27 protein-coding genes and 1 pseudogene are annotated in these 23,659 nt (G+C 72.7%); 12 read left to right on the top strand and 16 right to left on the bottom strand.

Annotation, left to right across the window (positions count from 1 at the left end; genetic code table 11):
* Positions 1-102: 102 nt before the first annotated feature.
* Both AB0B33_RS06895 and AB0B33_RS06890 read left to right on the top strand, forming a co-directional pair.
* Entirely contained in the window at positions 103-795 is a 693-nt protein-coding gene (locus tag AB0B33_RS06895) for an ABC transporter permease (protein WP_247015471.1), read from the top strand.
* Positions 792-1,499: an ABC transporter permease subunit gene (locus AB0B33_RS06890; RefSeq protein WP_247015473.1), complete on the top strand. Its 708-nt coding sequence runs from the start codon at positions 792-794 to the stop codon at positions 1,497-1,499. The genes AB0B33_RS06895 and AB0B33_RS06890 overlap by 4 nt, the downstream gene beginning before the upstream one ends.
* On the opposite strand, the gene AB0B33_RS06885 is transcribed toward AB0B33_RS06890, so the two are convergent.
* The 7 genes from AB0B33_RS06885 to AB0B33_RS06855 all read right to left on the bottom strand — a co-directional run bounded on the left by AB0B33_RS06885 (position 1,496) and on the right by AB0B33_RS06855 (position 6,626).
* The gene (locus tag AB0B33_RS06885) at positions 1,496-2,059 is read right to left on the bottom strand and encodes a cadmium resistance transporter (protein ID WP_360767850.1); all 564 of its coding nucleotides are present in this window, start codon (positions 2,057-2,059) and stop codon (positions 1,496-1,498) included. The genes AB0B33_RS06890 and AB0B33_RS06885 overlap by 4 nt on opposite strands.
* Positions 2,056-3,477 carry an aromatic amino acid lyase gene (locus AB0B33_RS06880; protein WP_360767847.1) on the bottom strand — a complete coding sequence of 474 codons (1,422 nt, stop codon included), beginning with the start codon at positions 3,475-3,477 and terminating at the stop codon, positions 2,056-2,058. Before AB0B33_RS06880 ends, AB0B33_RS06885 begins: the two co-directional genes overlap by 4 nt.
* On the bottom strand, positions 3,474-4,481 hold the full coding sequence (locus AB0B33_RS06875) for an ornithine cyclodeaminase family protein (protein ID WP_360767845.1): 1,008 nt from the start codon (positions 4,479-4,481) through the stop codon (positions 3,474-3,476). Before AB0B33_RS06875 ends, AB0B33_RS06880 begins: the two co-directional genes overlap by 4 nt.
* Positions 4,478-5,020, bottom strand: a complete 543-nt coding sequence (locus tag AB0B33_RS06870; RefSeq protein WP_247015481.1) for a YbaK/EbsC family protein — start codon at positions 5,018-5,020, stop codon at positions 4,478-4,480. Before AB0B33_RS06870 ends, AB0B33_RS06875 begins: the two co-directional genes overlap by 4 nt.
* A 116-nt stretch (positions 5,021-5,136) precedes the next feature.
* Positions 5,137-5,430 carry a DUF2516 family protein gene (locus AB0B33_RS06865; RefSeq protein WP_247015483.1) on the bottom strand — a complete coding sequence of 98 codons (294 nt, stop codon included), beginning with the start codon at positions 5,428-5,430 and terminating at the stop codon, positions 5,137-5,139.
* Positions 5,431-5,514: 84 nt separating this feature from the next.
* Positions 5,515-6,204 (bottom strand): hypothetical protein, encoded by a 690-nt coding sequence (locus tag AB0B33_RS06860; protein ID WP_360767841.1) that lies wholly within the window; start codon positions 6,202-6,204, stop codon positions 5,515-5,517.
* Entirely contained in the window at positions 6,201-6,626 is a 426-nt protein-coding gene (locus AB0B33_RS06855) for a helix-turn-helix transcriptional regulator (RefSeq protein ID WP_360767838.1), read from the bottom strand. The genes AB0B33_RS06860 and AB0B33_RS06855 overlap by 4 nt, the downstream gene beginning before the upstream one ends.
* 147 nt (positions 6,627-6,773) lie before the next feature.
* Here AB0B33_RS06855 and AB0B33_RS06850 point away from each other — a divergent pair, with 147 nt between their 5' ends.
* Positions 6,774-7,922 carry a methyltransferase domain-containing protein gene (locus AB0B33_RS06850; RefSeq protein ID WP_360767835.1) on the top strand — a complete coding sequence of 383 codons (1,149 nt, stop codon included), beginning with the start codon at positions 6,774-6,776 and terminating at the stop codon, positions 7,920-7,922.
* Between the two features lie 36 nt (positions 7,923-7,958).
* Here AB0B33_RS06850 and AB0B33_RS06845 read toward each other — a convergent pair whose 3' ends face one another.
* From AB0B33_RS06845 to AB0B33_RS06835, 3 genes are read right to left on the bottom strand one after another with little or no spacing between them, the layout of a single operon-like run.
* Positions 7,959-8,570: a nucleoside kinase gene (locus tag AB0B33_RS06845; RefSeq protein WP_360767832.1), complete on the bottom strand. Its 612-nt coding sequence runs from the start codon at positions 8,568-8,570 to the stop codon at positions 7,959-7,961.
* Position 8,571: 1 nt separating this feature from the next.
* The gene (locus AB0B33_RS06840; protein ID WP_360768611.1) at positions 8,572-8,961 is read right to left on the bottom strand and encodes a zf-TFIIB domain-containing protein; all 390 of its coding nucleotides are present in this window, start codon (positions 8,959-8,961) and stop codon (positions 8,572-8,574) included.
* Positions 8,962-9,000: 39 nt separating this feature from the next.
* Positions 9,001-9,369 (bottom strand): VOC family protein, encoded by a 369-nt coding sequence (locus tag AB0B33_RS06835; RefSeq protein WP_360767829.1) that lies wholly within the window; start codon positions 9,367-9,369, stop codon positions 9,001-9,003.
* Between the two features lie 87 nt (positions 9,370-9,456).
* Here AB0B33_RS06835 and AB0B33_RS06830 point away from each other — a divergent pair, with 87 nt between their 5' ends.
* Positions 9,457-9,921 carry a CGNR zinc finger domain-containing protein gene (locus AB0B33_RS06830; protein WP_360767826.1) on the top strand — a complete coding sequence of 155 codons (465 nt, stop codon included), beginning with the start codon at positions 9,457-9,459 and terminating at the stop codon, positions 9,919-9,921.
* Between the two features lie 271 nt (positions 9,922-10,192).
* On the opposite strand, the gene AB0B33_RS06825 is transcribed toward AB0B33_RS06830, so the two are convergent.
* Entirely contained in the window at positions 10,193-11,491 is a 1,299-nt protein-coding gene (locus AB0B33_RS06825; RefSeq protein WP_360767823.1) for a DUF445 domain-containing protein, read from the bottom strand.
* 29 nt (positions 11,492-11,520) lie between these two features.
* On the opposite strand from AB0B33_RS06825, the gene AB0B33_RS06820 reads away from it, so the two are divergent.
* Together AB0B33_RS06820 and AB0B33_RS06815 are read left to right on the top strand one after the other, a co-directional pair.
* Complete coding sequence (locus AB0B33_RS06820; protein WP_247015500.1) at positions 11,521-12,696, top strand: pyridoxal phosphate-dependent aminotransferase; 1,176 nt, start codon at positions 11,521-11,523, stop codon at positions 12,694-12,696.
* A gap of 359 nt (positions 12,697-13,055) precedes the next feature.
* Entirely contained in the window at positions 13,056-14,231 is a 1,176-nt protein-coding gene (locus tag AB0B33_RS06815; RefSeq protein ID WP_360767819.1) for a hypothetical protein, read from the top strand.
* Positions 14,232-14,732: 501 nt separating this feature from the next.
* On the opposite strand, the gene AB0B33_RS06810 is transcribed toward AB0B33_RS06815, so the two are convergent.
* Positions 14,733-16,178: a PLP-dependent aminotransferase family protein gene (locus AB0B33_RS06810; RefSeq protein ID WP_360767816.1), complete on the bottom strand. Its 1,446-nt coding sequence runs from the start codon at positions 16,176-16,178 to the stop codon at positions 14,733-14,735.
* Between the two features lie 61 nt (positions 16,179-16,239).
* Between AB0B33_RS06810 and AB0B33_RS06805 the strand changes: the two genes are divergently transcribed.
* Positions 16,240-16,866, top strand: a complete 627-nt coding sequence (locus AB0B33_RS06805; RefSeq protein ID WP_360767814.1) for a hypothetical protein — start codon at positions 16,240-16,242, stop codon at positions 16,864-16,866.
* Here AB0B33_RS06805 and AB0B33_RS06800 read toward each other — a convergent pair.
* Both AB0B33_RS06800 and AB0B33_RS06795 read right to left on the bottom strand, forming a co-directional pair.
* Positions 16,863-17,390 (bottom strand): Clp protease N-terminal domain-containing protein, encoded by a 528-nt coding sequence (locus AB0B33_RS06800; protein WP_360767811.1) that lies wholly within the window; start codon positions 17,388-17,390, stop codon positions 16,863-16,865. The two genes, AB0B33_RS06805 and AB0B33_RS06800, sit on opposite strands and share 4 nt — an antisense overlap.
* Positions 17,390-17,599, bottom strand: coding sequence for a sigma factor-like helix-turn-helix DNA-binding protein (locus AB0B33_RS06795; protein ID WP_360767808.1), 210 nt, complete (start codon positions 17,597-17,599; stop codon positions 17,390-17,392). Before AB0B33_RS06795 ends, AB0B33_RS06800 begins: the two co-directional genes overlap by 1 nt.
* A 90-nt stretch (positions 17,600-17,689) precedes the next feature.
* Between AB0B33_RS06795 and AB0B33_RS06790 the strand changes: the two genes are divergently transcribed.
* Complete coding sequence (locus AB0B33_RS06790) at positions 17,690-18,475, top strand: protein phosphatase 2C domain-containing protein (RefSeq protein ID WP_360767805.1); 786 nt, start codon at positions 17,690-17,692, stop codon at positions 18,473-18,475.
* Between the two features lie 36 nt (positions 18,476-18,511).
* Positions 18,512-19,075: pseudogene (locus AB0B33_RS06785) on the top strand (DUF998 domain-containing protein); the annotation flags it as partial.
* An 81-nt stretch (positions 19,076-19,156) separates the two neighbouring features.
* Here AB0B33_RS06785 and AB0B33_RS06780 read toward each other — a convergent pair.
* Positions 19,157-20,185 carry a D-cysteine desulfhydrase family protein gene (locus AB0B33_RS06780; RefSeq protein WP_360767802.1) on the bottom strand — a complete coding sequence of 343 codons (1,029 nt, stop codon included), beginning with the start codon at positions 20,183-20,185 and terminating at the stop codon, positions 19,157-19,159.
* 88 nt (positions 20,186-20,273) lie between these two features.
* Between AB0B33_RS06780 and AB0B33_RS06775 the strand changes: the two genes are divergently transcribed.
* The 3 genes from AB0B33_RS06775 to AB0B33_RS06765 are packed head-to-tail and all read left to right on the top strand — an operon-like array spanning position 20,274 to position 23,109.
* Positions 20,274-21,650: an amidase gene (locus AB0B33_RS06775; RefSeq protein ID WP_360767800.1), complete on the top strand. Its 1,377-nt coding sequence runs from the start codon at positions 20,274-20,276 to the stop codon at positions 21,648-21,650.
* Positions 21,617-22,192 carry a TetR/AcrR family transcriptional regulator gene (locus AB0B33_RS06770; protein WP_247015515.1) on the top strand — a complete coding sequence of 192 codons (576 nt, stop codon included), beginning with the start codon at positions 21,617-21,619 and terminating at the stop codon, positions 22,190-22,192. The genes AB0B33_RS06775 and AB0B33_RS06770 overlap by 34 nt, the downstream gene beginning before the upstream one ends.
* Positions 22,192-23,109 (top strand): oxygenase MpaB family protein, encoded by a 918-nt coding sequence (locus AB0B33_RS06765; RefSeq protein WP_360767797.1) that lies wholly within the window; start codon positions 22,192-22,194, stop codon positions 23,107-23,109. The genes AB0B33_RS06770 and AB0B33_RS06765 overlap by 1 nt, the downstream gene beginning before the upstream one ends.
* Here AB0B33_RS06765 and AB0B33_RS06760 read toward each other — a convergent pair.
* The gene (locus AB0B33_RS06760) at positions 23,090-23,644 is read right to left on the bottom strand and encodes a CGNR zinc finger domain-containing protein (protein ID WP_360767794.1); all 555 of its coding nucleotides are present in this window, start codon (positions 23,642-23,644) and stop codon (positions 23,090-23,092) included. The genes AB0B33_RS06765 and AB0B33_RS06760 overlap by 20 nt on opposite strands.
* Positions 23,645-23,659 lie beyond the last annotated feature (15 nt).

Raw genomic sequence — 23,659 nt, 5'->3', positions numbered from 1 at the left:
ACCCTAGCGCCGCCCCCCGACAAGAATCCACATGTTGGGAGAAGAGCGTCCATTTTCCCAGCGTGCGGAATCCGAACGGCCCGATCGGGGTAAGGTCGCCGGGTGCACGTGAGCGCGGTGACGCCGCTGGCCGCCGACAGCGGGCCGCCGATCTTCCAGTGGAAGTGGGTGGACCGCAACGCCGACGACATCGTCCAGCGGCTGGTCGAACACATCTCCCTGACCGGTGTCGCCCTCGGCGCCGGGCTGGTCGTCTCGATCGCGCTGGCGCTGCTGTCGTTGCGCTTCCGCTGGTCCTACGGGGTCATCCTGAGCGCGGCGGGCGCGTTGTACGTGATCCCGAGCCTGGGCGCGTTCGCGGTGCTGGTGCCGTTCTTCGGGCTGTCGTTCGCCTCGGCGGTGATCCCGCTGGCGACGTACACGCTGCTGATCCTGGTCCGCAACATCGTCACCGGCGTCGACCAGGTGCCGAACGAAGTCCGCGAAGCCGCGATCGGCATGGGGTACACGCGCGGCAGGCTGCTGTGGCAGATCGAGCTGCCGCTCGCGCTGCCGGTGGTGATCGCCGGGCTGCGCGTCGCGGCGGTGACGACCATCGGCCTGGTCACGGTGACGTCGATGCTCGGCCTCGGCGGCCTGGGCTACTTCATCCGCCACGGCATCCAGACGGCGACGCCCAACCCGACGGAGATCATCGTCGGCGTCGGGCTGTCGGTGGTGCTGGCGGTGGTCGTGGACCTCCTGCTGTGGCTCAGCGAGCGGGTGCTGGCGCCCTGGACCCGGAAGGCGCGATGAGCTTCTTCGACCAGCTGGACGCGTGGCTCGCGGACCCGAACCGCTGGAGCTGGACGGACAAGGCGGGCGTCCCGTACCGGACGGTGGAGCACCTCAGGTTTTCCCTGCTGGCACTGGTGATCGCGGCGGTGCTGACGATCCCGCTGGCCCTGTGGCTGGCCCACTACCGCCGCGGCGCGTTCCTGGCCAGCAGCGCGGTCAACATCGGGCGCGCGATCCCGAGCTTCGGGCTGATCATCCTGTTCTGGTTCCTGGCGAGCCGCTGGGAGCTGGACACGACGTTCTGGCCGCTCCTGCTCGCGCTGGTGGCCCTGGCGGCGCCCCCGCTGTTCACCAACACGTACGCGGGCGTGGTCTCCCTGGAGCAGGAGACGGTCGACGCCGCCCGCGGCACGGGCTACCGCGAGTGGCAGATCATGCTGCGGCTGGAGCTCCCGCTGGCCTCCCCGGTGATCCTGGCGGGCGCCCGGGTCTCGTTCCTCCAGCTGATCGCGACGGTGGCGATCGGCGCGATCGTCAACGACGGCGGCGGCTTGGGCCGCTACATCGTCGACGGCTTCGCGCTGGGGGCGCAAGGTTACGGCCAGATCTTCGCGGGTGGCCTGGCGGCGGTGCTCCTGGCTTTGCTGTGCGACGGGGCTTTCGCGCTGATCACGCGGCTGGCGACGCCGCGGGGGCTGGCACTGCAGAACGCCCGCCGCTAGAACACCCCGGCGACGATCGACACCCCGAGCGCGACGAGCACCACGGGCAGCACGACGTGCCCCCACCGCGCGAGCACCCGGGCAACGGCGGGCCGGGTCGCGAGGAACCGCCCGGCCACGCACCAGACGGCGAGGCCCACGAGGAAGACCACGACGTACCCGGCCGGCCCGGCGGCGCCGCTCGCGGCGAAGGCGGGAACGTAGACGCCGACGTTGTCACCCCCGTTGGCGAAGCACACGAGCGCGATCCCGAGCACCCCGGCGGCCGACGCGGTTTCGCCGTCTTCGGTGCGCCACGCCTGCCAAGCCGCGCGAAGGCCGAGCAGGATCGGCAGGACTCCCAGCCACCGGACGAACCCGCCGGGCAGCAGCCCGGCCCCGAGCGCCGCCGCGACGGAGACGGCGAGGATCGCGGCGAAGCCGAGGAACTGCCCGGCGACGACCTCGGCTTCCCCACGCCGCCCGGCGGCTTGCCCGAAGAAGACGGCCAAGAGCACGAGATCGTCGACGTTGGTGACGGCGAACATCGCGGCCGCTTGCCCGATCAGCCCTGGGGTCACCCCAGCGCGTCCGGGAGTGCCTCGATCAACCGCTGGACCTCCGCCCCCAGCGCGCGGTCCGCCTCGACCACCGGCACCACGGACCGCACCCACTCGTAAGCCTCGCGCAGCCCCGGCACCCCCTCGGCCGCCAGATACCGCGCCTGTGAAGCCGTGACCAGCTCACAAGCCGTGATCGCGAACAGGTGCGCGGCCGCCGCCCGCAGTTGCTCCCCCGCCGCCCAAGCGAACGCCTGCACGTCCTCCTGGCCGGCCGACGTGTCCACCGATCCCAGCGTCGCCGGCGTCGCCAGCCGCCGCAGCGCGTGCAGCTCGCCCACCGCCCGCTTGTGCAGCGGCACCAGCCCCGCCTGGGGTCCCGGGTCCCGCGTCAACTGCGCCGGCAACCCGCTGAACCGCTCGTCCAGCAACCGGTGCTGCCGCTGCACCGAAACCTCGCCCAGGTGCACGAGAGCCGCCGTCACCGCGTCCATCCGCAGGCCCAGGTCCACCGCGTGGTAGCCCGTCCCCGGGAGGAACGCGCCGTCGACGAACGACGGGGAGTCGCCCGGCATCGTCGCCCAGCGCCGGAAAGCCGACTCCAGTTCCGCGTTGACGCGCGAAGCGTGCGCCAGCGCCCGCGGCGCCACCCGCACCGAAAGCGGTGCCTGCACGACGCCCGCTCGCACGGGACCCGGGCCCGCCAGACCGCCCAGCGAAGACAACACCGACCGCAGGTGGTCGTCGCCGCCCGCCATGGCCGGGGAAAACACCTCCCGCGGGGCACCGAGGACGTCGATCGCCATCGCTTCGGTCAGCGTCTGCAGGCGGATGAGCTGCCGCGCGTCGGTCCAGCCGCGCTGGGCGTGCACCACCGCCAGCGGAGAACCCTGAAGCAGCGAAGCACCTTCCTTCGGCCCCAGCACGTACGGCGTGGCACCCCGCGAAGCGAGCGCCGTGGCCGCCGGGACTTCGACGCCGTCCTCGAGGACCGTGCCGATGCCGAGGAACGTCTGGAACGCGTGCGCCAGCGGGATGATCTCGCCCGAACTGCCGAGCCCGGACCGCGGGACGGCGGGCGTGAACCCGTCGTTGAGCCGGTCCACCAGGAACTGCACCAGCTCCGCGCTCACCCCCGACCAGGGCTGCAGGAAGTCCCGCAACCGCACGACGAGCAGCGCGCGCACGTCGGCCGGCGGCAGCCACGGCGGGCCGCCGACCGCGCGGCCGATCAGCAGGTTGCGCTGGTGCTCGGCCTGCTGCCGCGCGTCGAGCGCCACCCCAGCCAGGCGGCCCATCCCGGTGTTCACGCCGTAGACCGGGACGTCGCCCTCAAGCGCCGTCAAGACCTCTTCCCGGCGCCGTCGCAGCTCCTCTACCAGCGGTTTGTCCAGAACCAACCGTTCACCGTCGGCGAAACCGCTGTCGGTGACGATCATCGGTACGGCAGCATGGTGCCGACGCCGGAAGCCTCGGCACGGGTGAGGATCATGTCCGCCACCGCGACGTCCGTTGTGGACAGTCCGCGGTGCCAGAACAGGATCCGCTCGGCGTCGTGCTCGCGGCCCGGCTTCTTCCCGGCCACGACGTCGCCGATCTCGGCGTGGACCCCGTCCGCGGTGAGGAGGCCGGCGTTGAGCTGCGGGCGCAGGGCGCCGAACCGCGGGTTGCCGGACTGCGATTCGCGCCAGTCGTCGACGACGACCTTGTCGATGTCGTCGAGCAGCGTGAGCTCCAGCGCGCTGATCGTGCCGTAGGGCACCAGGAAGGTGCCCGGCCGGAGGAACTCGCGGCGCACCAGCGCTTCGGGCTCGACCAGCCGGGAGGCCTCGACCTGGATGTCCGCGCCGTCCAGGGTCTCCTCGGCCGTGGCGCAGACGCGGACGTCCTTGCCGAGCCGTTCGGACAGCCGGCGGCCGAAGTCTTCGCGGGACTCCGGGCGCTTGCTGGTCACGCGGATCTCGGCGAAGTCGAACAACGAGTCGAGGAGGACGACGTTCCACCAGGCGGTACCGCGGGCGCCGATGTGCCCGAGCACCCGGGAACCCGGGCGCGCCAGGTACTTCGCGCCGACGGCGGTCATCGCGCCGGTGCGGGCCTCGGTGATCATCGTGCCGTCGACGATCGCCCGCGGCATGCCCGTGTCCGGGTCCAGCAGCAGGATCAACGCCATTTCGGAAGGGAGGCCCCGTTCGAAGTTCCCCACGAAGTCACCGACGACCTTCACGCCGCTGACCTGTTTCGCCGACAGGTGGCCGCGGAGGATGTTGAAGTGGCCCTTGCCGCCGTTGTCCGGCACGAGGTGCGTGCGCGGCTCGAAGACGACCTGGCCGCGGCCGTGGTCGGCGAGCACGTCCTCGACCGCGCCGACGATGTCCGCGTCCGTGATGCCGAGCGAGTCGATGTCGGCACCGGTCAGGTACCGGAGCCAGACCGACGTCACCGGGCGAGGTCCTCGATGACCTCGGCCCCGGGCAGCGAGGCCAGCGCGGCGCCGGAGATCAGCAGCTTGCTGCCGCGGATCCCGCTGCCGATGACGAGCTCGGGCGCGTCCGCGACGCGCCGGTCGAGCAGGATCGGCCACTCGGCGGGCAGGCCGACGGGCGTGATGCCGCCGTACTCCATGCCGGTCAGCGCGACGGCTTCGTCCATCGGCGCGAACGACGCCTTGCGGACGTCGAGGCGGCGCTTGATCACGCCGTTGACGTCGGCGCGGGTCGTCGCGAGCACGAGCGCGGCCGCGAACCGGACCTCGCCCGCGCGCTTGCCGGCGACGACGACGCAGTTGGCGGACGCCTCGAGCGGCGAGCCGTAGGCCTCGCAGAAGGCGGCGGTGTCGGCCAGCGAGGGATCGATCTCCGTAACGCCGACGGCGTCCGGGTCGGCCAGCGCGGCCAGCGCTTTGGCCACGGGCTCGGCGAGCAGGTCGGTACGGGTGGGTGCGGGAACGACGGTGAGGCTCCCGGCGATCGTCCAGGTCACCCCGACACCCTAGCTGTGCCGATCATCGCCGATCCGGCCACAGTCACGGCCGAATGACTTCGCGACGACGGCTGCCGGCCGTGCGGGGGTCGGCCTGCCTTTGGCCGAATCGGCGACTACCAGTTGGAGCCGCCGCGCTGGACCTCGATCAGCTTGGGGCGGACGTCCACGATGTAGACCAGCGCCGCGGCCATGGCGGGCACCCAGAAGATCATCCCCGGACCCATGACGTCGAACAGCGCCATGGCGAGCGTCGCGGCGCCCGTGATCAGCATCCAGATCGGCTTGGTCTTGCGGTCGGCCGCGGAGTAGGCGTCCGCGCGCTGCAGCAACGCGTGCACGAAGGCGAAGAGGCCGACCAGCGCGCTGCCCCAGTGGACGACTTGGAGGATCCAGATGGCGACTAGCACAGCCACAGCTTACGGCAAACCGCCCGAACGACCCCGGCCCCGCCACCGGGCGTGCGGTGGCGGGGCCGGGCGTTCACGACGTGGTTACTTGTCGGTCTTCGGCGCGGCCGGCTTCTTCGCGGCGGCGCTCGTGGTGGTGCTGGTGGTGGTGCGGCGGGCCGGGGCGGCCGTCTTCGGAGCCGTCTTGTTCGCGACCTTGCGGCTCGCGGAACGGGTCTCGTGGGCGACGTCGTCGCCCAGCTCCTCGATGGCGTCGGCGGTCTCGCCGGCGACCTCGGTCACCTTGCGGGCGGTCTTCTCGCCCACCGAGCGGGTGCGCTTGGTGAAGGTGCCCAGCACGCCGTCGACGCGCTCGCGGACCTCGGTGGTGACGCCCTCGACCTGGCCCTGCGCGGTGGTCAGGGCCTCCTCGAGCTGCTCGATGGCCTTCTTGACCTGCGGCTGCGCGGCGAACTTGTCCCACGCCTGCTCGCCCGACTCGGCCAGCTTGTTGTACAGCTTGAGCGCGGCCTCGGTGTACTCGTCGATGACCTTGCGCAGCTCGGCCGGGTCCAGCTTCTCGCGGAGGCTCTCGACGTCGGTCGGCAGCTCCTGCAGGTTCTTGCGGGCGGTCTCGCCGCTCTTGGTCACGTTCTCGCGGGCCTTCGCGACGGCGTCGGTGACGGCGTGCGTGGCCAGGTTGCCGGCGCCGAGCGCGGCGAGCAGCGGGGTGCGGACCTGGTCGATGGCGGTGGTGACGGCCTTCTTGACGTCCTCGGTCTTGGGGGTGGTCATGCTGACTCCTTGGTGTCTGCGACTGGCTTGGTGGCTGGGGTGTCCTCGGCGGGAGACGACTCGGCGGCCGGCCGTGCCGCGGCGTTCTCCCGGCGGAAGGACTCGTAAACGTCGAGCAGGACCTGCTTCTGCCGTTCGGTCAGCTCGGCGTCGGCGCGGATCGCGTCGCCCACCGGGCCGCCCGTCGGCAGATCGAGGATCCCGGCCTGCACGTACAGCGCTTCCGCCGAAATGCGCAGGCCCTTGGCGATCTGCTGCAGGATCTCCGCGCTGGGCTTGCGGACCCCGCGCTCGATCTGGCTCAGGTACGGGTTGGACACGCCGGCGAGCTTCGACAGCTGGCGCAACGAAATCTTCGCGGTGTTGCGCTGCTGGCGGATGTACTCGCCGATGTCGGAAGCGATGTCCGCGACCTTCTCCATGGGACCGCCGGATCCTGGCGGGGTCCCACCGGTTTCTGCCATCCGGTCACCTCCTCGCGACACCATCGACGGTACGCGCGAGTGCTAGCTATTGCAAGCACTCTGCTTGCAACCATCGGGTGTGACGCTCACCGCTAACGTGGTCCCATGACGCGCTCGGCCCGGCTGCGGCGGCGCCTCGTCGAGCACCTGCTCGACGAGGACGTCCTGCACGCCCCGGAGTGGATCGCCGCCTTCCGGGCGGTGCCCCGCCACGTCTTCCTGCCCCGGTTCTTCGTGCCGGCGGGCGGCCGGTGGGCGGCGGTCGACCACGCCGACCCGGGCTGGCTCGAGACGGTCTACTCGCGCGACGTGCTGGTGACGCAGCTCGACGACGACCCGGAGCGCTGGACCCTCGCCCGCCGCGACGGGCCGGTGGCGGGTACGCCGACGAGCTCGTCGAGCATGCCCTCGATCATGGCGATCATGCTGGAGGAGCTGCGGGTGCGCGACGGCGACCGCGTCCTCGAGATCGGCACCGGCACCGGCTACAACGCCGCGCTGCTGAGCCACCGCTGCGGCGCCGGCCAGGTGTCCACAGTGGACATCGACCCGGTGCTCGTCGCCCAGGCGCGCGAACGCCTGGCCGCCGCGGGCTACCACCCCGCGTGCGCGGTGGGCGACGGCGCGCTCGGCTTCCCGGCCGGCGTCCTCTTCGACCGCGTGCTGTGCACGGCGGCGGTGTCGTCGATCCCGCTGCCCTGGCTGGCGCAGACGAAACCGGGCGGCCTGGTCGTGACGACGTTGAACCGGCCGCTCGGCGCCGGGCTGATCCGGCTCGTCGCGAGCGAAGACGGCTCGGGACAGGGCCGCGTGCTGGCGCGCGACGGCCGGTTCATGCCGCTGCGCGCCCACCGGCTGCCCCACACCGAGCCGCTCCCGATGCCCTCTCGCGAAGACTGGGAGCAGACGCGGCTGCCGATGTCGGCGGTGCTGCAGCCCCGCCGTCAGTTCGAGTTCTTCGCCGGCCTGGCCCTGCCGGGCGTCCGCCCGGTGCGCGACGGCGGCGACGAAGAAACGCCGAGCGTGGCGCTGGTCCACCCGGACGGCTCGTGGGTCCGCCACCGCAAGCGCGCCGGGGCCGACGAGGTGGCCCAGGGCGGCCCGCGCGCGCTGTGGGAACTGGCCGAGGCGGCCTACGTCGACTGGTGCGAGCTCGACAAGCCGGACCGCGACCGCTTCGGCGTGACGGTGACCGGCGCGCGTCAGGAGTTCTGGCTCGACGAACCCGGCGGCCGCACCTGGCCACTCGGCTGACCCGGCGCGCACTTTCACGTGAAAGTGCGCGCCGGGTCAGGGCAGCCGGGCCCGGATCCACTTCTCGACGTGGTCGGCCGCGGACTCCGCGGAGACCTCCGTCGTGTCGAGGAGCTCGACCCCCAGCTCGTCGGCCGACGTCCGGAGCCAGGCGGTGAACTCCAGCATCTCCTCGATCCGCGGCTCGTCCCACTCGCGCCAGGCCGGGCGGGCCCGCAGCCGCCGTCGCAGCGACTCCGGCGAGCCGACCAGCGCGAGGTAGTGGACGTCGCTGAAGAACGCGCGCTCCGGCAGCGGCTCGAACTCCGGGGGCGCGACGGTGCCGCAGAGCACGACCGGGCGGCCGTTCTGGTGCAGCATCGCCGCCATCCGGAGCCAGACCGCGCGGAACGCCGGGACGTCGTCGCGGAGCGCGCCCGTCCAGAGGACGTCCTGCTCCAGCACGACGACGTCCCCGCCGAACCGGGACGCCAGCAGCGGCCCGAGCGTCGACTTGCCCGCGCCGCTCGGCCCGGTCAGCGCGAAGAGCGGCAGCTTCCGGAACGGCCACGTGTGCCCGCAGCGCGCGCACTCCAGCGTCGTGCCGGAGACGACCGGGCGCTCGGCCCGGTCACCGCACGCCGGGCAGATCCGCAGGTCGAGACCCACCTCAGTCGAAGAGGTTCTCGAGGAAGCTGCGCTTGCGCTGACCGTGCCCGTACGGGCGCGGCGAATCCGAGTAACCCCCGCGGTGCGGCCGCGGGGAGTCCGAATAGCCCCCGCGGTGCGGCCGTGGCGAGTCCGAGTAGCCGCCCCGGTACCCCTTCGGCGAATCCGGGTGGCCGCCGCGGTACGGGCGCGGCGAGTCGGGACGGCCGTGGTGCGCCGTCGGACCGGACTGGTACTGCGGCGGCTGCTGGCCGTAGAACGAGCTTTCCGCACCGACGATCGCTTCGAGCTCACCGCGGTCCAGGAAGATCCCGCGGCAGCCGTCGCACTGGTCGATGTGGATGCCGTTCTTGTCGACGGTCCGCATCTGGTTCTGACACTTCGGACAAATCACACATCAGAGCCTACGCATGTTCGGCCCCGCTGTCCCTCAGCACGCGCAGAGGCAGAACGGGTGCCCGGCCGGATCGGCGTAGACGCGGAACGTCTTCGGCTCGTCGTCCAGCAGTTTCGCGCCGAGGCCGAGCACGCGCTCGTGCGCGGCTTCGAGGTCGGTCACGTTCAGGTCGAGGTGCAGCTGCTGAGGGTTCTCCGCGGACGGCCACGACGGCGGCCGGTGGTCGGGCACCCGCTGGAACGCGATCCCGGTGCCGCCGAGCGGGTTGGCCAGCGTGACCCAGTGCCCGTCTTCGGCGACTTCGGGCGCGTCCCACTCCAGCACCGCGCGGTAGAACCCGGCCAGCGCCACCGGATCCGGGCAGTCGAGGGCCACCACACCCAGCGTCGGTACCGCTCCCATGCGTCCGCTCCCTTCGTAGTAACCGTTGACGAAAGTATGGGGGTTAGCCGACGCGGGGGCAACCACCGGCCGCCGTACACTCGGTACGTGCACACCGACGCCTCCCTCGTGGTGGAGTTCCTCAACACGGTCAACGTCGAAGAGGGCACGGACCTGCTCGAAGATCCCGGGCAGTGGCGCGAGTGGGCAGCCGGGCGCGCGTTGCGGCCGAACCCGGCCCCCGAAGCCCGCGCGGCCCGCGACGCCCTGCGCGCGGCGATCGGCGACCCCCGCCTCCCGCCCGGCAGCCTCGACGTCGGCACGAGGATTTCCCTGACCGACGACGGCCCGGCCCTGGTCGCGGAGGACGCGGTCGGCGCGGTGTTCGCGGCCTGCGCCCGCCTGGTCGTCCGCGGCGACTGGATCAGGCTGAAGATCTGCCCGGCGGACACGTGCCTGTGGGCGTTCTACGACGAGTCCCGCAACCGCTCGCGGACGTGGTGCTCGATGCGGGTGTGCGGCAACCGCGAGAAGGCCCGCGGCTGGCGAGCCCGCACGGCCGCGGCCGGCTGACCAGCCCCGCACCCCGTCCGCCCCGCGCCGCGTCCGGCCCGGCCGGCGGCCCCCAGCCCCGCCTCTCATCCGAGCGGCGGACCCACGAACGGCTGTGGACAACCACCCCGCCCGCCACCACATGTCCACACCCCGGCCACCCACACCCCCACACGTTGTGGACAGTCATTAGGCCATCACCGTGAAAACCTGTGGATAACCCGGGGGATAACTCAGCTTCCTGTGGACAACTGGTTTGAAGCTCCCCCAGGTGTGGTATACGGCCAACTCCTCAAAACAGCAGCTCCGCGACGGCGTAGATGACCAGCCCGGCCAGCGCACCCACGACCGTGCCGTTGATCCGGATGAACTGCAGGTCGCGCCCCACCTGGAGCTCGATCTTCCGCGACGTCTCCTCGGCGTCCCACCGCTCGACCGTGTCGGTGATGATCGTCGTGATCTCGCCCGAGTAGTTCTTCACCAGGTAAGCCGCGGCGCCCTCGACCCAGCCGTCGGCCTTCGCGCGCAGCTGGTCGTCCTCCGCCAGCCGCGTGCCCAGGGACACCAGACCCAGCCGCACCCGGCGGCGCAGCTCGCTCGACGGGTCCTCGGCCGCCGTCAGGAGCATCTCCTTCGCCGTGCTCCACGCCGAGCCGATCAGGCGCTGGACCTCCTCGTGGTGCACGATCTGGCCCTTGACCTGCTCGGCGCGGGCCATCACCTCGGGGTTGGTCTGCAGGTCCTGGGCGAACTCGCCGAGGAACTTGTCCAGCGCGAGCCGCATCGGGTGGTTGACGTCGGTCTTGACCGCCCACGCGAACGACAGGACCTCGCCGTACACCTTGTCCGCGAGCATCTCGTCGACGAACTTCGGCGACCAGCTCGGCGCCCGGTCGGACACCACGCGCAGCATCGTCGTGTGGTTGTCGCGGACCCACTCGTAGGCCTGGTCGCACATCAGGTCCACGAGCTTGTGGTGCGCGCCGTCGGCGAAGACGCCCTGGAGGATCTTGCCCAGCGGCGGGCCCCACGGCTTGTCGATGATCCGCCGCGCGACCGCCTGCTCCATGATCGCCTGGACGTCTTCGTCGCGCAGGACGCGGACCGCCGCCCGGACGACCGTGGCCAGCTCGGACGTCACGCGCTCGGCGTTCTCCTCCTGCGCCAGCCAGCCGCCGAGCCGCCGCGCGATCTCGACGCGCTTGAGCTTGTCGCGCACGACCTCCTCGGACAGGAAGTTCGAGCCGACGAAGTCGCCGAGACTGCTGCCCAGCGCGTCCTTCTTGTTCGGGATGATCGCCGTGTGCGGGATCTTGAGCCCGAGCGGGTGCCGGAACAGCGCCGTGACGGCGAACCAGTCGGCCAGCGCGCCGACCATGCCGGCTTCGGCGGCGGCCCGCACGTAGCCGACCCAGCCCGGCCAGCCGGCCGACTGGGCCCAGCTGGTCAGCAGGAACACGACGGTGGCGCCGAGCAGGAAGGACAGCGCGACCAGCTTCATCTTGCGCAGCGCGCGCCGCTTTTCCTCTTCACCGGCGGGGCCGCCCGGCGGGTCGGCGGGCGTCACCTTGGCGGGGGTCAGTTGCTCCACATCACCATTGTCCGTGAGGATGGCTGATCGTGCGCGAACCTGCTCTCGTCCCCCGCCTCCGCCCGTTCACCTCGACCATCTTCGCCGAGATGACGGCGCTCGCGGTCAAGCACGACGCCGTCAACCTCGGCCAGGGCTTCCCGGACACCGACGGCCCGGCCGGGATGCTCGACGCCGCCAAGAACGCGCTGTTCGGCGGGGCGAACCAGTACCCGCCCGGGCCCGGGCGCCCCGAGCTGCGCGCCGCGATCGCGCGGCACCGGCTGCGCTACGGCACCGAGTACGACCCGGACACCGAGATCCTGGTCACCGCGGGCGCGACCGAGGCCATCACCGCGACGCTGCTGGCGCTGACCGAAGCCGGCGACGAGGTCATCGTCATCGAGCCGTACTACGACTCCTACGCCGCCGCGGTCGCGATGGCGGGCGCCGAGCGCAAGGTCGTCGGGCTGGTCGAGGGCGAGGACGGCCGCTTCGGCCTCGACGTCGCCGGGCTGCGCGCCGCCGTCACGCCCCGGACCAGGGCGATCCTGGTGAACTCGCCGCACAACCCGACCGGCACGGTGTTCACCCGCGCCGAGCTGGAGGCGCTGGCCGCGCTGTGCGTGGAGCACGACCTGATCGCCATCTGCGACGAGGTCTACGAGCACCTGGTCTTCGACGTGTCGAGCGGAGTGGAGCACATCCCCCTCGTCACGCTGCCCGGCATGCGGCCGCGGACGGTGAGCATCTCCAGCGCCGGCAAGACGTTCAACTGCACCGGCTGGAAGATCGGCTGGGTCTGCTCGACCCCGGAGCTGGTCGCGGCGGTGAAGGCGGCGAAGCAGTTCATCACGTTCGTCTCCGGCGGCCCGCTGCAGCCGGCGGTGGCGCACGCGCTCGACCACGAGCTCCCCTGGGTCGACGGCCTGCGCGATTCCCTGGCGGAGAAGCGCGACCGGCTGTCGGCGGGCCTCGCGGACGCCGGGTTCGCGGTCCGCCCGACGGCGGGGACGTACTTCGTGTGCGTCGACGTCCGGCCGCTGGGATTCACCGACGCGGCCGACCTCGCGTGGGAACTGCCGGGCCGCGTCGGCGTCGCCGCGGTCCCCGTGAAGGTGTTCACCGATCACCCGGACGAGTGGAAACACCTCCTGCGTTTCGCGTTCTGCAAGCGCAACGAAGTCATCGACGAAGCCATCACCCGATTGCGCAAACTCGTCTGACGACTTGAGGCGTGTCCCACATCCCGGAAACCGCCTCGCTCGGGCACGCACCGTTTCCGAAGTGATACCGAAGGCGAGTGCGTTCGCGGAAACATCAGGTCAACGGCCGGATGGGCAAAGTGCGCCACTCCTCCGAATGGCCGCACGAGAACACCCGAACGGCACTGAGAGTGATCAACTTGTCGGCCGTAGATACCTTGCCCGGTAGGGCCGTTCCGCCTTACGGGCTGGATCGAACGCGGGAGAGATGAAAGACTCCCGAGCGGTGCTAGAAAGAGTGCAGCCCCGGGGGAACTGCGACCTGGCCGGAGAAAGACCCCAGCGAGTACAGACATCAGGCGCGGACGGTGGTGGTGGCGGTGAGCAGCACGGCGGATTCGCGCCGCGGCGCCCCGAGCCGGCCCGCTTTCACAGCGGGTGAGGTGTCGCCGGGATCCCCTCGCACGCGCGGGCGCGCGCCGCGGCCCTGGGCGGCTTCGCTGCAGCGGCCCGCCGCCAAGATCCTCGTCGCCGGGGGCCTGACGCTCGCCGGGTGGCTGCTCACCGCGGCCCTGTCCGGGAACACCGCCGGTGCCGCCGAGCAGCCCGCCTGCCCGCAGGCGCCCGTCGCCTCCACTGTGGACCACGACCGGCCGTCCCTCCTGCACCACAAGCACCGCAAGAGCCACCGCGAGACCGGCGCCGCCACCTGCGCGCAGCAGCCGGGCGAAACCCCGGCCACCGAAGCGAAGCCCGACCCCGTCAGCGAGCCGGCCGCCGAGACCGAGCCGGCCGCGAAGACCCAGGCCGTCGAAGAAACCACCGCCGGGCAGCCCGCCGCCAAGACCGAGACCACGGAAGCCACCCGGAACCCCGGCCTCCTCGGTGGCCTGGTCGGCGGTGTCCTCAACGTCGTCGGCGGCACGCTCTCCACGGTCACGACGACGGTCAGCGGCACCCTCAGCACGGTCGGCGCCGTCACGGACACGCTGTCCCACACGGTGCTCGCCCCGCTCACCCAGCCGCCCGCGGACAACCCCGACGCGCCCGTCCTGCTCCCGCTCGACGACGTCCTCGGCCCGATCCTCAACGGCGGCTCGAACTCGGGCGGCGCGACGGCCACCGTCCCGGCCGCGACCGCGACCACGGCCACCGTGGTCACGGCGACCGAAGCACCGGCCACCACGACCGACGCCGTGACCGCTGAAGCCGCGACGCAGAGCACCGGCCGCGGCACGGCCCTCGCGCACTTCATCGTCGTCCGGCACGAGCAGCCGCAGCAGGCCGGGCAGGACCAGCCGCGCGACTCCGGCGTGCACGCCCGCGACGGCGGCGGCGAGTCCACCCCCGGCCTGCCCGGCGGCAGCACCGCCCCGAGCGCGCCGGCCTCCACCGCCGCTCCCGGTCACGACGGTCCCGGCGGGGCGCGCCACGCGTTCGCCGTCCACACCGACGACGTGACCACCACCCAGCTGAAGCTCATCGGTGCCAGCCGCGACCACGACGTCGACGGCGCGGGCAGGGAAGCCGCCCTGCCCACCACCTCCCCCGACTGACCCCGCACCGGGCAGCCGGGGACACCTGCGTCCAAATCAAGATCAACCGGACGCACATCCACGCCTTTGAAGCGTGACGAATCCCCTGCTCCAGTACGCAACCCGTGACTCTTTCACGTCTCGTGGCGCACTATCGCGCCCGACGTACCCCAGGGGTGCACAACCATGCGAAACCACAGTCTTTCCGACCGGCCGACCGCGCCCGGCCGGGTCGGATCCCGGTCCCGGCGCCGCGCTGCCCCCGCGGCGCCGGGACCCACACCGGACGCGCTCCGGGAGCCCTTGCTCACCGCGCCGAGCGAGGACTCGCAGTACCGAGAGCACGTCTGAGCCGCGGGCTTCCCGGCACGTCGAGGGGCTGTGCCGGGAAGCCAGCGGTTACCCGCGAGCGGGGTCACGTCCGCGAGCGGGGGTGTGAACCGAGAACCGGTGCGCTGGATGCACATGAACGCCGCCCATCCCTGGGAGCAGGCTCGCATCCAGCGCACCGGTTCTTCGTTTTCAGGCGATCGGCGCGGCCAGCGACTCCGGCGTCCCCCGGACCGACGCTTCCGCCGTGCGCAGGCGCCGGACGGCCTGCTCCATCGTTTCCGGCGGCAGCGAAAACGGCAGCCGGATATACCGCTCCAGACCGCCGTGGACGCCGAAGCGCGAGCCCGGCGCCACCTGGACGCCGTGGCTCGCCGCCGCGACCGCGAGCCGCGAACTCACCGGATCCGGCAGCCGGCACCACAGCGACAAGCCGCCCCTCGGCAGCGTGAACGTCCAGTCCGGGAGGTGCCGGTGCACCGCTTCGGCCAAGGCGTCACGGTAGCCGTGCAGCTCTTCGCGACGGCGGGCGAGCGCGGTCTCGTCGTCGAGCAGCTCGGTCAGCACCAGCTGCTCGAACACCGGTGACCCCAGGTCGACCGCGTAGCGCGCCGAAACCAGCCGCCCGAGCAGGTCCTCCGACGCGCGGATCCAGCCGAGCCGCAGCCCGCCCCAGTGCGTCTTCGACGCCGAGCCCACGCAGATCGCCAGGTCGCCGGCGAACGCGGCCAGCGGCGGCGGCCCGTGCAGCGGATCGCCCTCGAGGTCCAGCTCGACGAGCGTCTCGTCCACGACGACCGGCGTCCGCGCGCGGTTCAGCACCGCGCCGAGCCGTTCGCGGCCGCCCGCGTCGAGGCGCAGGCCGGTCGGGTTCTGGAAGTCCACGACGAGGTAGGCGAACCGCGGGGACGCCTGCCGCAGCGCCGCGTCGACGCCGGCGATGTCCCAGCCGCGCTCGCCGCTCGGGTCGAGGGCGACCGGCACCGGGATGGCGTGCGCGGCCCGGATCGCCTCCAGCGCGTTCGGGTACGTCGGCTGCTCGACCAGCACCCGGTCGCCCGGGCCGGCGAGCATGCGCAGGACCAGCACGAACGCGTGGTGCGCGCCGTTGGTGACCATGACCTGCGCGGGGGTCGTCGGCAGTCCGCGTTCGGTGTAGCGGCGGGCGATCCGCTCGCGCAGGCCGAGCAGGCCGCGCTCCTGGTAGCCGTGGTCGCCGAGGTGGTCGGCGAGCCGGGCGCGGGCCGCGTCGACCGCCGTCGCCGTGCCCGCGATCGCCGGCGAGGACGCGTGGGTGAAGTCGATCGCGCCGCCCTCGGCCGGGGCGAGCGGGCCGCGGCGGCGCCGTCCGGGCGCGGCGACCCACGACCCGGCCCCGCGCCGGCTCGCGACGAACCCGTTCTCCCGCAACCGGTCCAGGGCCGCGCCGATCAGCGTCCGGCTGGCGCCGAGCGCGTCGGCCAGCTCCCGTTCGGCGGGCAGCCGGGTGCCGAGCGGGAGCTGGCCGTCGAGCACCTGCAGCTCGATGGCCGCGGCCAGGTCGGCCGCGCCCTGCCGGGAGCCCTGCCGCCAGGACCCCAGCATGACGGCCAATCGCGGCCCGGAGATGCGTCCACCCAGTGGGACTGCGGCTTCCATAAGGCCAATATCCTGGAATTGGCTATGGTTTACAAGGCCACTTGCGGCGGATAGTGCAGGTGTGGCTCAGATCGACCTCCGGCCCGTCCGGATCACCCGTGACCCCGTCCGCCGCAGCGTGCAGCTGCTCGCGGGCCTCGCCCTCTACGGCACCAGCGTCGCCCTCGTCACCCGGGCCGGCCTCGGCCTCGAGCCGTGGAGCGTGCTGGCCGAAGGCGTGCTGAAGCACACCGGCCTGACGTTCGGCACGGTGACCGGCCTGATCTCCGTGGTCGTGCTCCTGCTGTGGATCCCGCTGCGCCAGCGGCCCGGCATCGGCACCATCGCGAACGTCGTCGTCATCTCGGTCATGGTCGACGCCGTCCGCGCGGTGGTCCCCGACCAGCACGACCTGGCCTGGCAGATCGTGCTCCTGGTCGGCGGCATCGCGCTCAACGGCGTCGCGACCGCCACCTACGTCGGCGCCCGGCTCGGCCCCGGCCCGCGCGACGGCCTGATGACGGGCCTCGCCGGCCGCACCGGCTGGTCGGTCCGGCTGGTGCGCACCGGCATCGAGGTCGCCGTGGTCGTCGTCGGGTTCTTCCTCGGCGGGACGGTCGGCGTCGGCACCGTGCTCTACGCCCTCGCGATCGGCCCGCTCACCCAGGCGCTGCTGCCGTTCGTGGTGTGGCGCGAGCCCGCCGCTTAACCCGCTTTGCGCTCCTGGACGACCCGGCGCAGCGTCGCGTAGTCGGCGCCGCGCCGGGCGAGCACGTCGTCGGTGCCCCGCTGCTGGGCCAGCGCCAACAGGATGTGCTCCTGCCCCAGGTGCTTGTCCCCCATCCGCACCGCTTCCTTGAGGCTCAGCTCCAGGGTCTTCTTCGACTGGGCCGTGAACGGGACGTGCCCGCGCTTGGCCGGGCCGAGCCGGCCGGCCAGCGCCCCTTCGCCGTGGGTCTGCTCGACGCGCTCGACGATCTGCTCGATGTCGATGCCGAACTCCGTGAGCGCCTCGGCGTCGGCGTCGCTGACCCCGCCGCGGCGCCGGGTCCGCTCCAGCTCCGCGGCCAGGTCGTCGGTGGCGACGCCCAGCTCGGTGAGCAGCGGCACGCCGGTCTTGAGCAGCCCGGCCAGCAGGTCCGACGGTCCGACTTCGACCGAACCGGACGCCCGCGCCACCAGCTGCGCCTCGACGACCGCGAGCCGCGCGTCCGCCGTGAACCGTTCGAACATCAGTGCCTCCCGTACTTCTTGTGCACGGCCTGCCGGCTGACCCCCAGCTCGGCGGCGATTTCCTGCCACGACCAGCCCTGCACCCGCGCACTGCGGACCTGCACGACCTCCAGTTGTTCCAGCAGCCGCCGGAGCGCGGCGACCGCGCGCAGCCCCACCCGGGGATCGCGATCACCCGCCCGGGCAGCCAAATCCGTCGCTTCCGTCATGACGTCAACCTACGTTGACATCACGAGCCTGTCAACCGAAGTTGACACGCTCAGCGCGAAGCCGCCGGAGGGTCGACGTACAGTCGGGTGATGCCCGAGATCTCGATCGCCGAGCGGGCCGGGGTGGGCGCCGACGGCCACCCACGCCCCACCGAAGACCACGTCGTCGTGCTGGCCAACGCGGTGCTGGTCCTCGACGGCGCCACTTCGTCGGACCCCTCGCTGCCCCCCGGCGGCTGGTACGCCGAGCGCCTCGCCCGCCACCTCGGCGACGGCCTCCGCGCCGCACCCGAAGCCGACCTGGCCGAGGCTCTGACCCGCGCGATCGGCGAGGTCACCGCGGAAAACCGGCTCCGGCCGCGGCAGTCGCCGTCCAGCACGGTCGCCGCCGTGCGGTGGCTCGAAGACCGCGTCGACGCGCTGGTGCTGGCCGACAGCCCGGTGGTCGGGTTCGGCGGCTTCGGCGTCGACGTCGTCTCCGACGACCGGCTCGCCCGGCTGCGGCGGCACGGGCTGCTCCAGACCGGCGCCGACGTCCGCCGCCGCCGCAACGCCCACGACGGCTTCTGGGTCGCCGAAGCCGAACCCGGTGCCGCCGCGCACGCCGTCCGCCGCAGCTGGCCGCGGGCCGACGTCGAAGCCGTGCTGCTCGCCAGCGACGGCGTGTCCATCGGCGTCGACCAGTACGAGCTGTTCGGCTGGCGCGAGGTCCTCGCGAGCGCCCGCACCGAGGGGCCGGACGCCGTCCTGGACGCCGTCCGGACCGCGGAGAAGCAGGATCCCGACGGCGAACGCTGGCCGCGGCCGAAGCGCCACGACGACCAGGCGCTCGTCCTGGTCGACTTCACCTCCGGGGGAATTCAGGGTCTTCCCTGATCACGCGCCGTCCCGTTCTCCGAGAACCTGGACGGCATGGGGACGGAACAGGGGAAACGCACGAGACCGTGGCGGCTCGTCGCGCTGGGCGCGATCGGGTGGGGGCTCTTCACGGCCGTGGTGCTGCACATCATCAGCTCGCACGACCCGGTGTACGACACGCTGTCGAGCTACACGGTGACCGACCGGGGCGAGGGCATGCTCGGCGCGAGCGTGCTGTCGCTGGCCATCGGGTCGCTCGCGGTGCTCGGCGCGCTGCAGGTCGCCGGGGTGCCGCTGTCGCGGACGACCCGGCTGCTGCTCGCGTTGTGGGCGCTCGGCATGGCCGCGGCCGCGATCTTCCCGGCGAGCTACCCCGAAGCGCCGGACCCGGTGAGCGGGGAGATCCACCTCTACGCGTGCCTGGTCGCGTTCTGCAGCCTGCCCGGCGCCGCTTTTTCGCTGCTGGAACCGCTGAAGGGCCACCCGGAACGCGTTGCGCTGGTCCGGGCGATCCGGGTCACCGCCGCGGCGTTCGCGCTCTTCGCGCTGAGCTTCGTGTTCGTGCGGCTGAGCGAGGCCGGCGTCGAGCCGTTCGGCGTGATCTCCGATGTCGTCCCGATCGGCGTCACGCAGCGGGTGCTGCTGCTCGCCGACGTCGCCCTGCTGCTGACGCTGCTGCGGCTGGCGACCCGGCTCGAATCAGCCTTCGACGGCCGCCGCGAATTCGGGGCCGTAGCCGTACAGGCCGGGCATGCCGCCGGTGTGCAGGAACACCACGTGGTCGTCCGGGGCGAAGTGCCCCGCCCATTCGGCCAGCGCGGCGGCCACTTTGCCGGTGTAGACCGGATCGAGCACGACGCCCTCGGTGCGGCCGAAAAGCCGTAGCGCGTCCCAGACGGCGTCGGTCGGGATGCCGTAACCGGGGCCGAGCGTGGAGTCGCCCAGCCGGACGTGGTCGAGCGACGGCGGTTCGAGGCCGAGCAGCTCGGCCGCGCCGGTGGTGAGCTCGCGCAGGTTCTCGGTCGCCTCGTCCAGCGGGTGGCTGACGCAGGCGACGCCGACACCGAGGTTCTTCAGGAGCGCGGTGGCCAGCACGACACCGGCCGCGGTGCCGCCGCTGGCGTGCGGGACGACGAGGTGGGCGCGCTCGACCCCGCGCTCAGCCAGCTGGTGGGCCAGTTCGAGGGTGGCGCGGACGTAGCCGAGCGCGCCGAGGTCGCTGGAGCCGCCGACCGGGATCGTGGCGACCTTCCGGCCCTCGGCGGCGGCTTCGGCGACCAGGCGGTCGTAGACCCGGCCGGTCTCTTCGCCGTCGGCGCAGACGTGGACGGTCGCGCCGAAGAGCTTGTCGAGCGGGATGTTGCCGCCGCGTTCGTAGGCGTCGCCGTCGCGCGGGACCTTCGCGGTGAGCACGAGTTCGCAGCGCAGCCCGAGCTTCGCGCACGCGGCCGCGGTCTGGCGGCCGTGGTTGGTCTGGAGCGCGCCGAAGGTGATCACGGTGCCGGCACCCGCCTGCCGGGCCGCGCCGAGGTGGTACTCGAGCTTGCGGAGCTTGTTGCCGCCGGCGCCGAGCGGGTGGACGTCGTCGCGCTTGAGCCAGAGGTTCCGCAGGCCGAGGGCTTCGCCGAGCCGGGGCGCTTCGTGCAGCGGGGTCGGCCAGCCGCCGAGGTCGACCCGGGGGATCGCGTCGAGGGCGGCGGCGGGGAAACCGGCGAAGTCGAACGTCATCAGCTCACTCTAGAGCGCCGCGGGAGTAGCCGGAAACCATCGGTATCCGGTAACGTTCGTTCGAACGAACGAGAACTCGGGAGGCGCCATGACCGCCACGAGCCTGGACTTCACCGGTCTCGCCGCGCAGGCCGCGCGGCTCGCCGCCGGGGAAGTCACCTCGGCCGAGCTGACCGCTACCGCGCTCGGGCGCGCGCACGCCGGCCAGCCGGTCCTCAACGCCTTCCGGCACCTGCGCGACGACGCGGCGCTCGCCGAAGCGGCCGAGGCGGACGCACGGCTCGAGGCCGGCGACCGCGCGCCCCTGCTCGGCGTGCCGGTCGCGATCAAGGACGACGTCGACCTCACCGGGCTGCCCACGTCGTTCGGCTGCGCCGGCGAGTTCCCGTGCGCCACCACCGACGCGCCCGCCGTCGCGCTGCTGCGCGAAGCCGGCGCCGTCATCATCGGCAAGACCAACACCCCCGAGCTGGGCCAGTGGCCGTTCACCGAGGGCCCGGCCTTCGGCGCGACGCGCAACCCGTGGCACCTCGGCCACACCCCCGGGGGTTCTTCAGGCGGGAGCGCGGCCGCGGTGGCGTCGGGGGTCATCGCGGCCGCGCTCGGTTCCGACGGCGCCGGCTCGGTGCGCATCCCGGCCGCGTGGACGGGGCTGGTCGGCATCAAGACCCAGCGCGGCCGGATCCCGACCGACGGCGAGCTGTTCCACGGCCTGACCGTGCTCGGCCCGCTCGCCCGGACCGTCGAGGACGCCGCCCTGCTGCTGGACGTCGTCGCCGCGACCGGCACGACGTTCCGGACCGCGGCCGCGCGCGAACCCGGCCGGCTGCGGATCGGGCTGTCGACGCGGATCCCGTTCACCGCCACCAAGACCCGGCTCGACCCGGTCGTCGAAGCCTCCGTGCGCCGGCTCGCCGAGTCGCTCGCCGGGCTGGGCCACGAGATCGTCGAAGTCGAGCCGGACTACGGGCTGATCGGCCTGACGTTCCTGCCGCGCTCGCTCACCGGCGTCCGCGACTGGACGCTGCGGGTGCCCGACCGCGCCGGGCTCGACCCGCGCACGCGCAGCAACGCCGGGCACGGCCGGCTGCTGGCCGGTCCCGCGCTGCGGCTCGCCCGCGCGCTCGAGCCGGGACTGCACCGGCGGATCGGCTCGGTGTTCGGCCGCGTCGACGTGCTGCTGACCCCGACCACCGCGACCCCGCCGCCGCCGATCGGCACGTTCGACGGGCTGTCCGGCTGGGAGACCGACCAGGCCATGATCGCCGCCTGCCCGTACGCTTGGCCGTGGAACGTGCTGGGCTGGCCGGGGGTCAACGTGCCGGCCGGGCAGACGGCCGGCGGGCTGCCGCTGGGCGCGCAACTGCTCGGCCCGTCGCACGCCGAGGAGCGGCTGATCTCCCTCGCCGCGCAACTGGAAGAGGTCGAACGGTGGCCGGAGCGGCATCCCGAGACAAGCTGGTAAGCACCCGGGAAGCCATCCTGCGCGGCGCGCTGACGGTCGTCGGCGAGCACGGGGTCGGCGGGCTGACGAACCGCCGGATCGTGGCCGCCGCCGGCGTCTCGCTCGGCACGCTGACCTACCACTTCCCGAGCCAGACGGCGTTGCTGCGCGAGGCGATGCTGCTGTTCGTCGAGGAGGAGACGGCGAAGCTCGGCGCGATCGTCGACGGCTACCGCGCGGCCGGCCTGAGCCTCGAGCAGGCCGCGTCGGTGGTGGAGCACGTGATCGCGCAGCTGCCGTTCGGCGCCGACGAGCTCGGCGCGCACGAGCTGTACCTCCAGTCGGCCCGCGATCCCGAGCTGCAGGAAGCCTCCGCGCGCTGCTTCGCGGCGTACGACGAGCTGGCCGTGATGATCCTGACCGCGTTGGAGGTCCCCGACCCGGCGCGGCTGGCCGGACCGGTGGTGGCCCTGATCGCCGGGCTCCAGCTGCGCCGCCTGGCGACGGGCGAGACGGACACCCCGGTGGCGATCCCGCTGATGATGCTCGTCCGCGGCGCTTGATGGCCCCGCCGATCGTCCGCGGGACGGCGGCGTGGAAGTACTTCGGCGACTTCCGCGACGCGCTCCTGGCGGGTCAGGTGCTGGTGCTGCAGGTGGCGCACCCGGTGGTCGCGGCGGGCGTGCGTGACCATTCGGACTACACGGAGGACCCGTGGACACGGCTGATGCGGACGGGCGCGTCGCTGTCGATCTACGTGTACGGCGGGGTTTCCGGTGCGCGGGTGGAGGCGGCGCGGCTGCGGGCGCTGCACCGTTCGTTCGTGGGCTCCCTGCCGGACGGCCGCCGGTACAGCGCGCTGGATCCCCTGGCGTACGCGTGGGTGCACGCGACTTTGGTGATGGTTCCGGTGGACGCGCAACGGTTCTTCGGCCGCCCACTGTCCACTTCGGAGCTTGACGAGTACTACGCGCAGATGTGCGGCATCGGCCGGCTGCTCGGGGTGCGGGAGCGCGATCTGCCGCCGGACTGGGCGGCGTTTTCCCGCTACTACGACGAGATGGTGGCGGGGTTCGCCGGGAATCCGGCGATCGAGCAGCTCTTCGAGACGATCGAGACGGTGCGGAAGCCGGTCGGCTGGCTGCCGGACCGGTGGTGGCGTCCCCTGCGGCGGGCGCAGGCGCGGGGGCAGGTGTTCTTGATCCGGGCCACGGTGCCGCCGCTGTTGCGGGAGCGGCTCGGGCTCCCGTGGACTGCGCGTGACCAGCGCCGTTTCGACCGCTTCGCCCGGGCGGTGCGACTGGTCTCGGCCCCGCTCCCGGCCGGCCTGCGGACGGCCCACATGCGCTGGATCGGCAAGCTGAACGTCTGGTTCCGCGCCCACCCCGGGGTTTACGAGCGCCTGATCGGCGGCAACGGTCCCGGCTCAGCGAACACTCACGACCACCTGCGCCCCCACGTCAGTCCTCGCGGCCGCTGACCCGGGCGTAGTGGGCGCGGGCCTTCGCTCGGTTCCCGCAGCGGGACATCGAGCACCACTGCCGATTGCGGCGCGGTGAGGCGTCGCAGAACCGCACCCCGCAGTCGTCCGCCGCGCACACCCGGACCGAAGCGCCGCCCGCCGCCAGGTCGATCGCGTCCGCCGCCAACGCCGCGAACGCCGCCGCCACCGGGTCCTTGGGGGCCGGGACCTCGCGGTGCAGCACCCCGTCCACCAACGTCAGGCGCGGCGGCGGCGCGGGTGCCGAGGCCGCCGCGTTGTTCACCAGCTCGATGTCCATCTCCGACGGCGTCCCGACCGGCAGCAGCACCCGGTCGATCGCCTCCCGCAGCGCCTTCGCGGCCAGCACGTTCCCGGTCGTCACCGGCACCGGCCCCGTCGTGAAACCCGCACGGGACAGCCACTCCGCCAGCGCGTCCGGCCCGGTCAGCAGCTCCACCCCCTCGGCGTACCGGCTGCGCAGCGTGTTGACGAGGTCGAGGCACGGCCGCCCGCCGTCGAAGGCCCACTCCATGACGAACACTCTAAC

It is taken from the genome of Amycolatopsis sp. NPDC049159, from assembly GCF_040648295.1.
Taxonomy (GTDB): Bacteria; Actinomycetota; Actinomycetes; order Mycobacteriales; family Pseudonocardiaceae; genus Amycolatopsis; species Amycolatopsis pretoriensis_A.
Note: the sequence above shows the minus strand (reverse complement) of the source record. Positions and strands in the feature narration are given on the sequence as shown.

Excerpts from the sequence above, each read along its gene's own strand:
- AB0B33_RS06880 (WP_360767847.1), bottom strand. The coding sequence starts at position 3,477 with ATGATCGTCACCGACAGCGGTTTCGCCGACGGTGAACGGTTGGTTCTG.
- AB0B33_RS06855 (WP_360767838.1), bottom strand. The coding sequence starts at position 6,626 with ATGGAGAAGGTCGCGGACATCGCTTCCGACATCGGCGAGTACATCCGC.
- AB0B33_RS06780 (WP_360767802.1), bottom strand. The coding sequence starts at position 20,185 with ATGACGTTCGACTTCGCCGGTTTCCCCGCCGCCGCCCTCGACGCGATC.
- AB0B33_RS06860 (WP_360767841.1), bottom strand. The coding sequence starts at position 6,204 with ATGACCACCCCCAAGACCGAGGACGTCAAGAAGGCCGTCACCACCGCC.
- AB0B33_RS06850 (WP_360767835.1), top strand. The coding sequence starts at position 6,774 with ATGACGCGCTCGGCCCGGCTGCGGCGGCGCCTCGTCGAGCACCTGCTC.
- AB0B33_RS06810 (WP_360767816.1), bottom strand. The coding sequence starts at position 16,178 with ATGGAAGCCGCAGTCCCACTGGGTGGACGCATCTCCGGGCCGCGATTG.
- AB0B33_RS06795 (WP_360767808.1), bottom strand. The coding sequence starts at position 17,599 with ATGACGGAAGCGACGGATTTGGCTGCCCGGGCGGGTGATCGCGATCCC.
- AB0B33_RS06835 (WP_360767829.1), bottom strand. The coding sequence starts at position 9,369 with ATGGGAGCGGTACCGACGCTGGGTGTGGTGGCCCTCGACTGCCCGGAT.
- AB0B33_RS06760 (WP_360767794.1), bottom strand. The coding sequence starts at position 23,644 with ATGGAGTGGGCCTTCGACGGCGGGCGGCCGTGCCTCGACCTCGTCAAC.
- AB0B33_RS06775 (WP_360767800.1), top strand. The coding sequence starts at position 20,274 with ATGACCGCCACGAGCCTGGACTTCACCGGTCTCGCCGCGCAGGCCGCG.
- AB0B33_RS06790 (WP_360767805.1), top strand. The coding sequence starts at position 17,690 with ATGCCCGAGATCTCGATCGCCGAGCGGGCCGGGGTGGGCGCCGACGGC.
- AB0B33_RS06890 (WP_247015473.1), top strand. The coding sequence starts at position 792 with ATGAGCTTCTTCGACCAGCTGGACGCGTGGCTCGCGGACCCGAACCGC.
- AB0B33_RS06765 (WP_360767797.1), top strand. The coding sequence starts at position 22,192 with ATGGCCCCGCCGATCGTCCGCGGGACGGCGGCGTGGAAGTACTTCGGC.
- AB0B33_RS06800 (WP_360767811.1), bottom strand. The coding sequence starts at position 17,390 with ATGTTCGAACGGTTCACGGCGGACGCGCGGCTCGCGGTCGTCGAGGCG.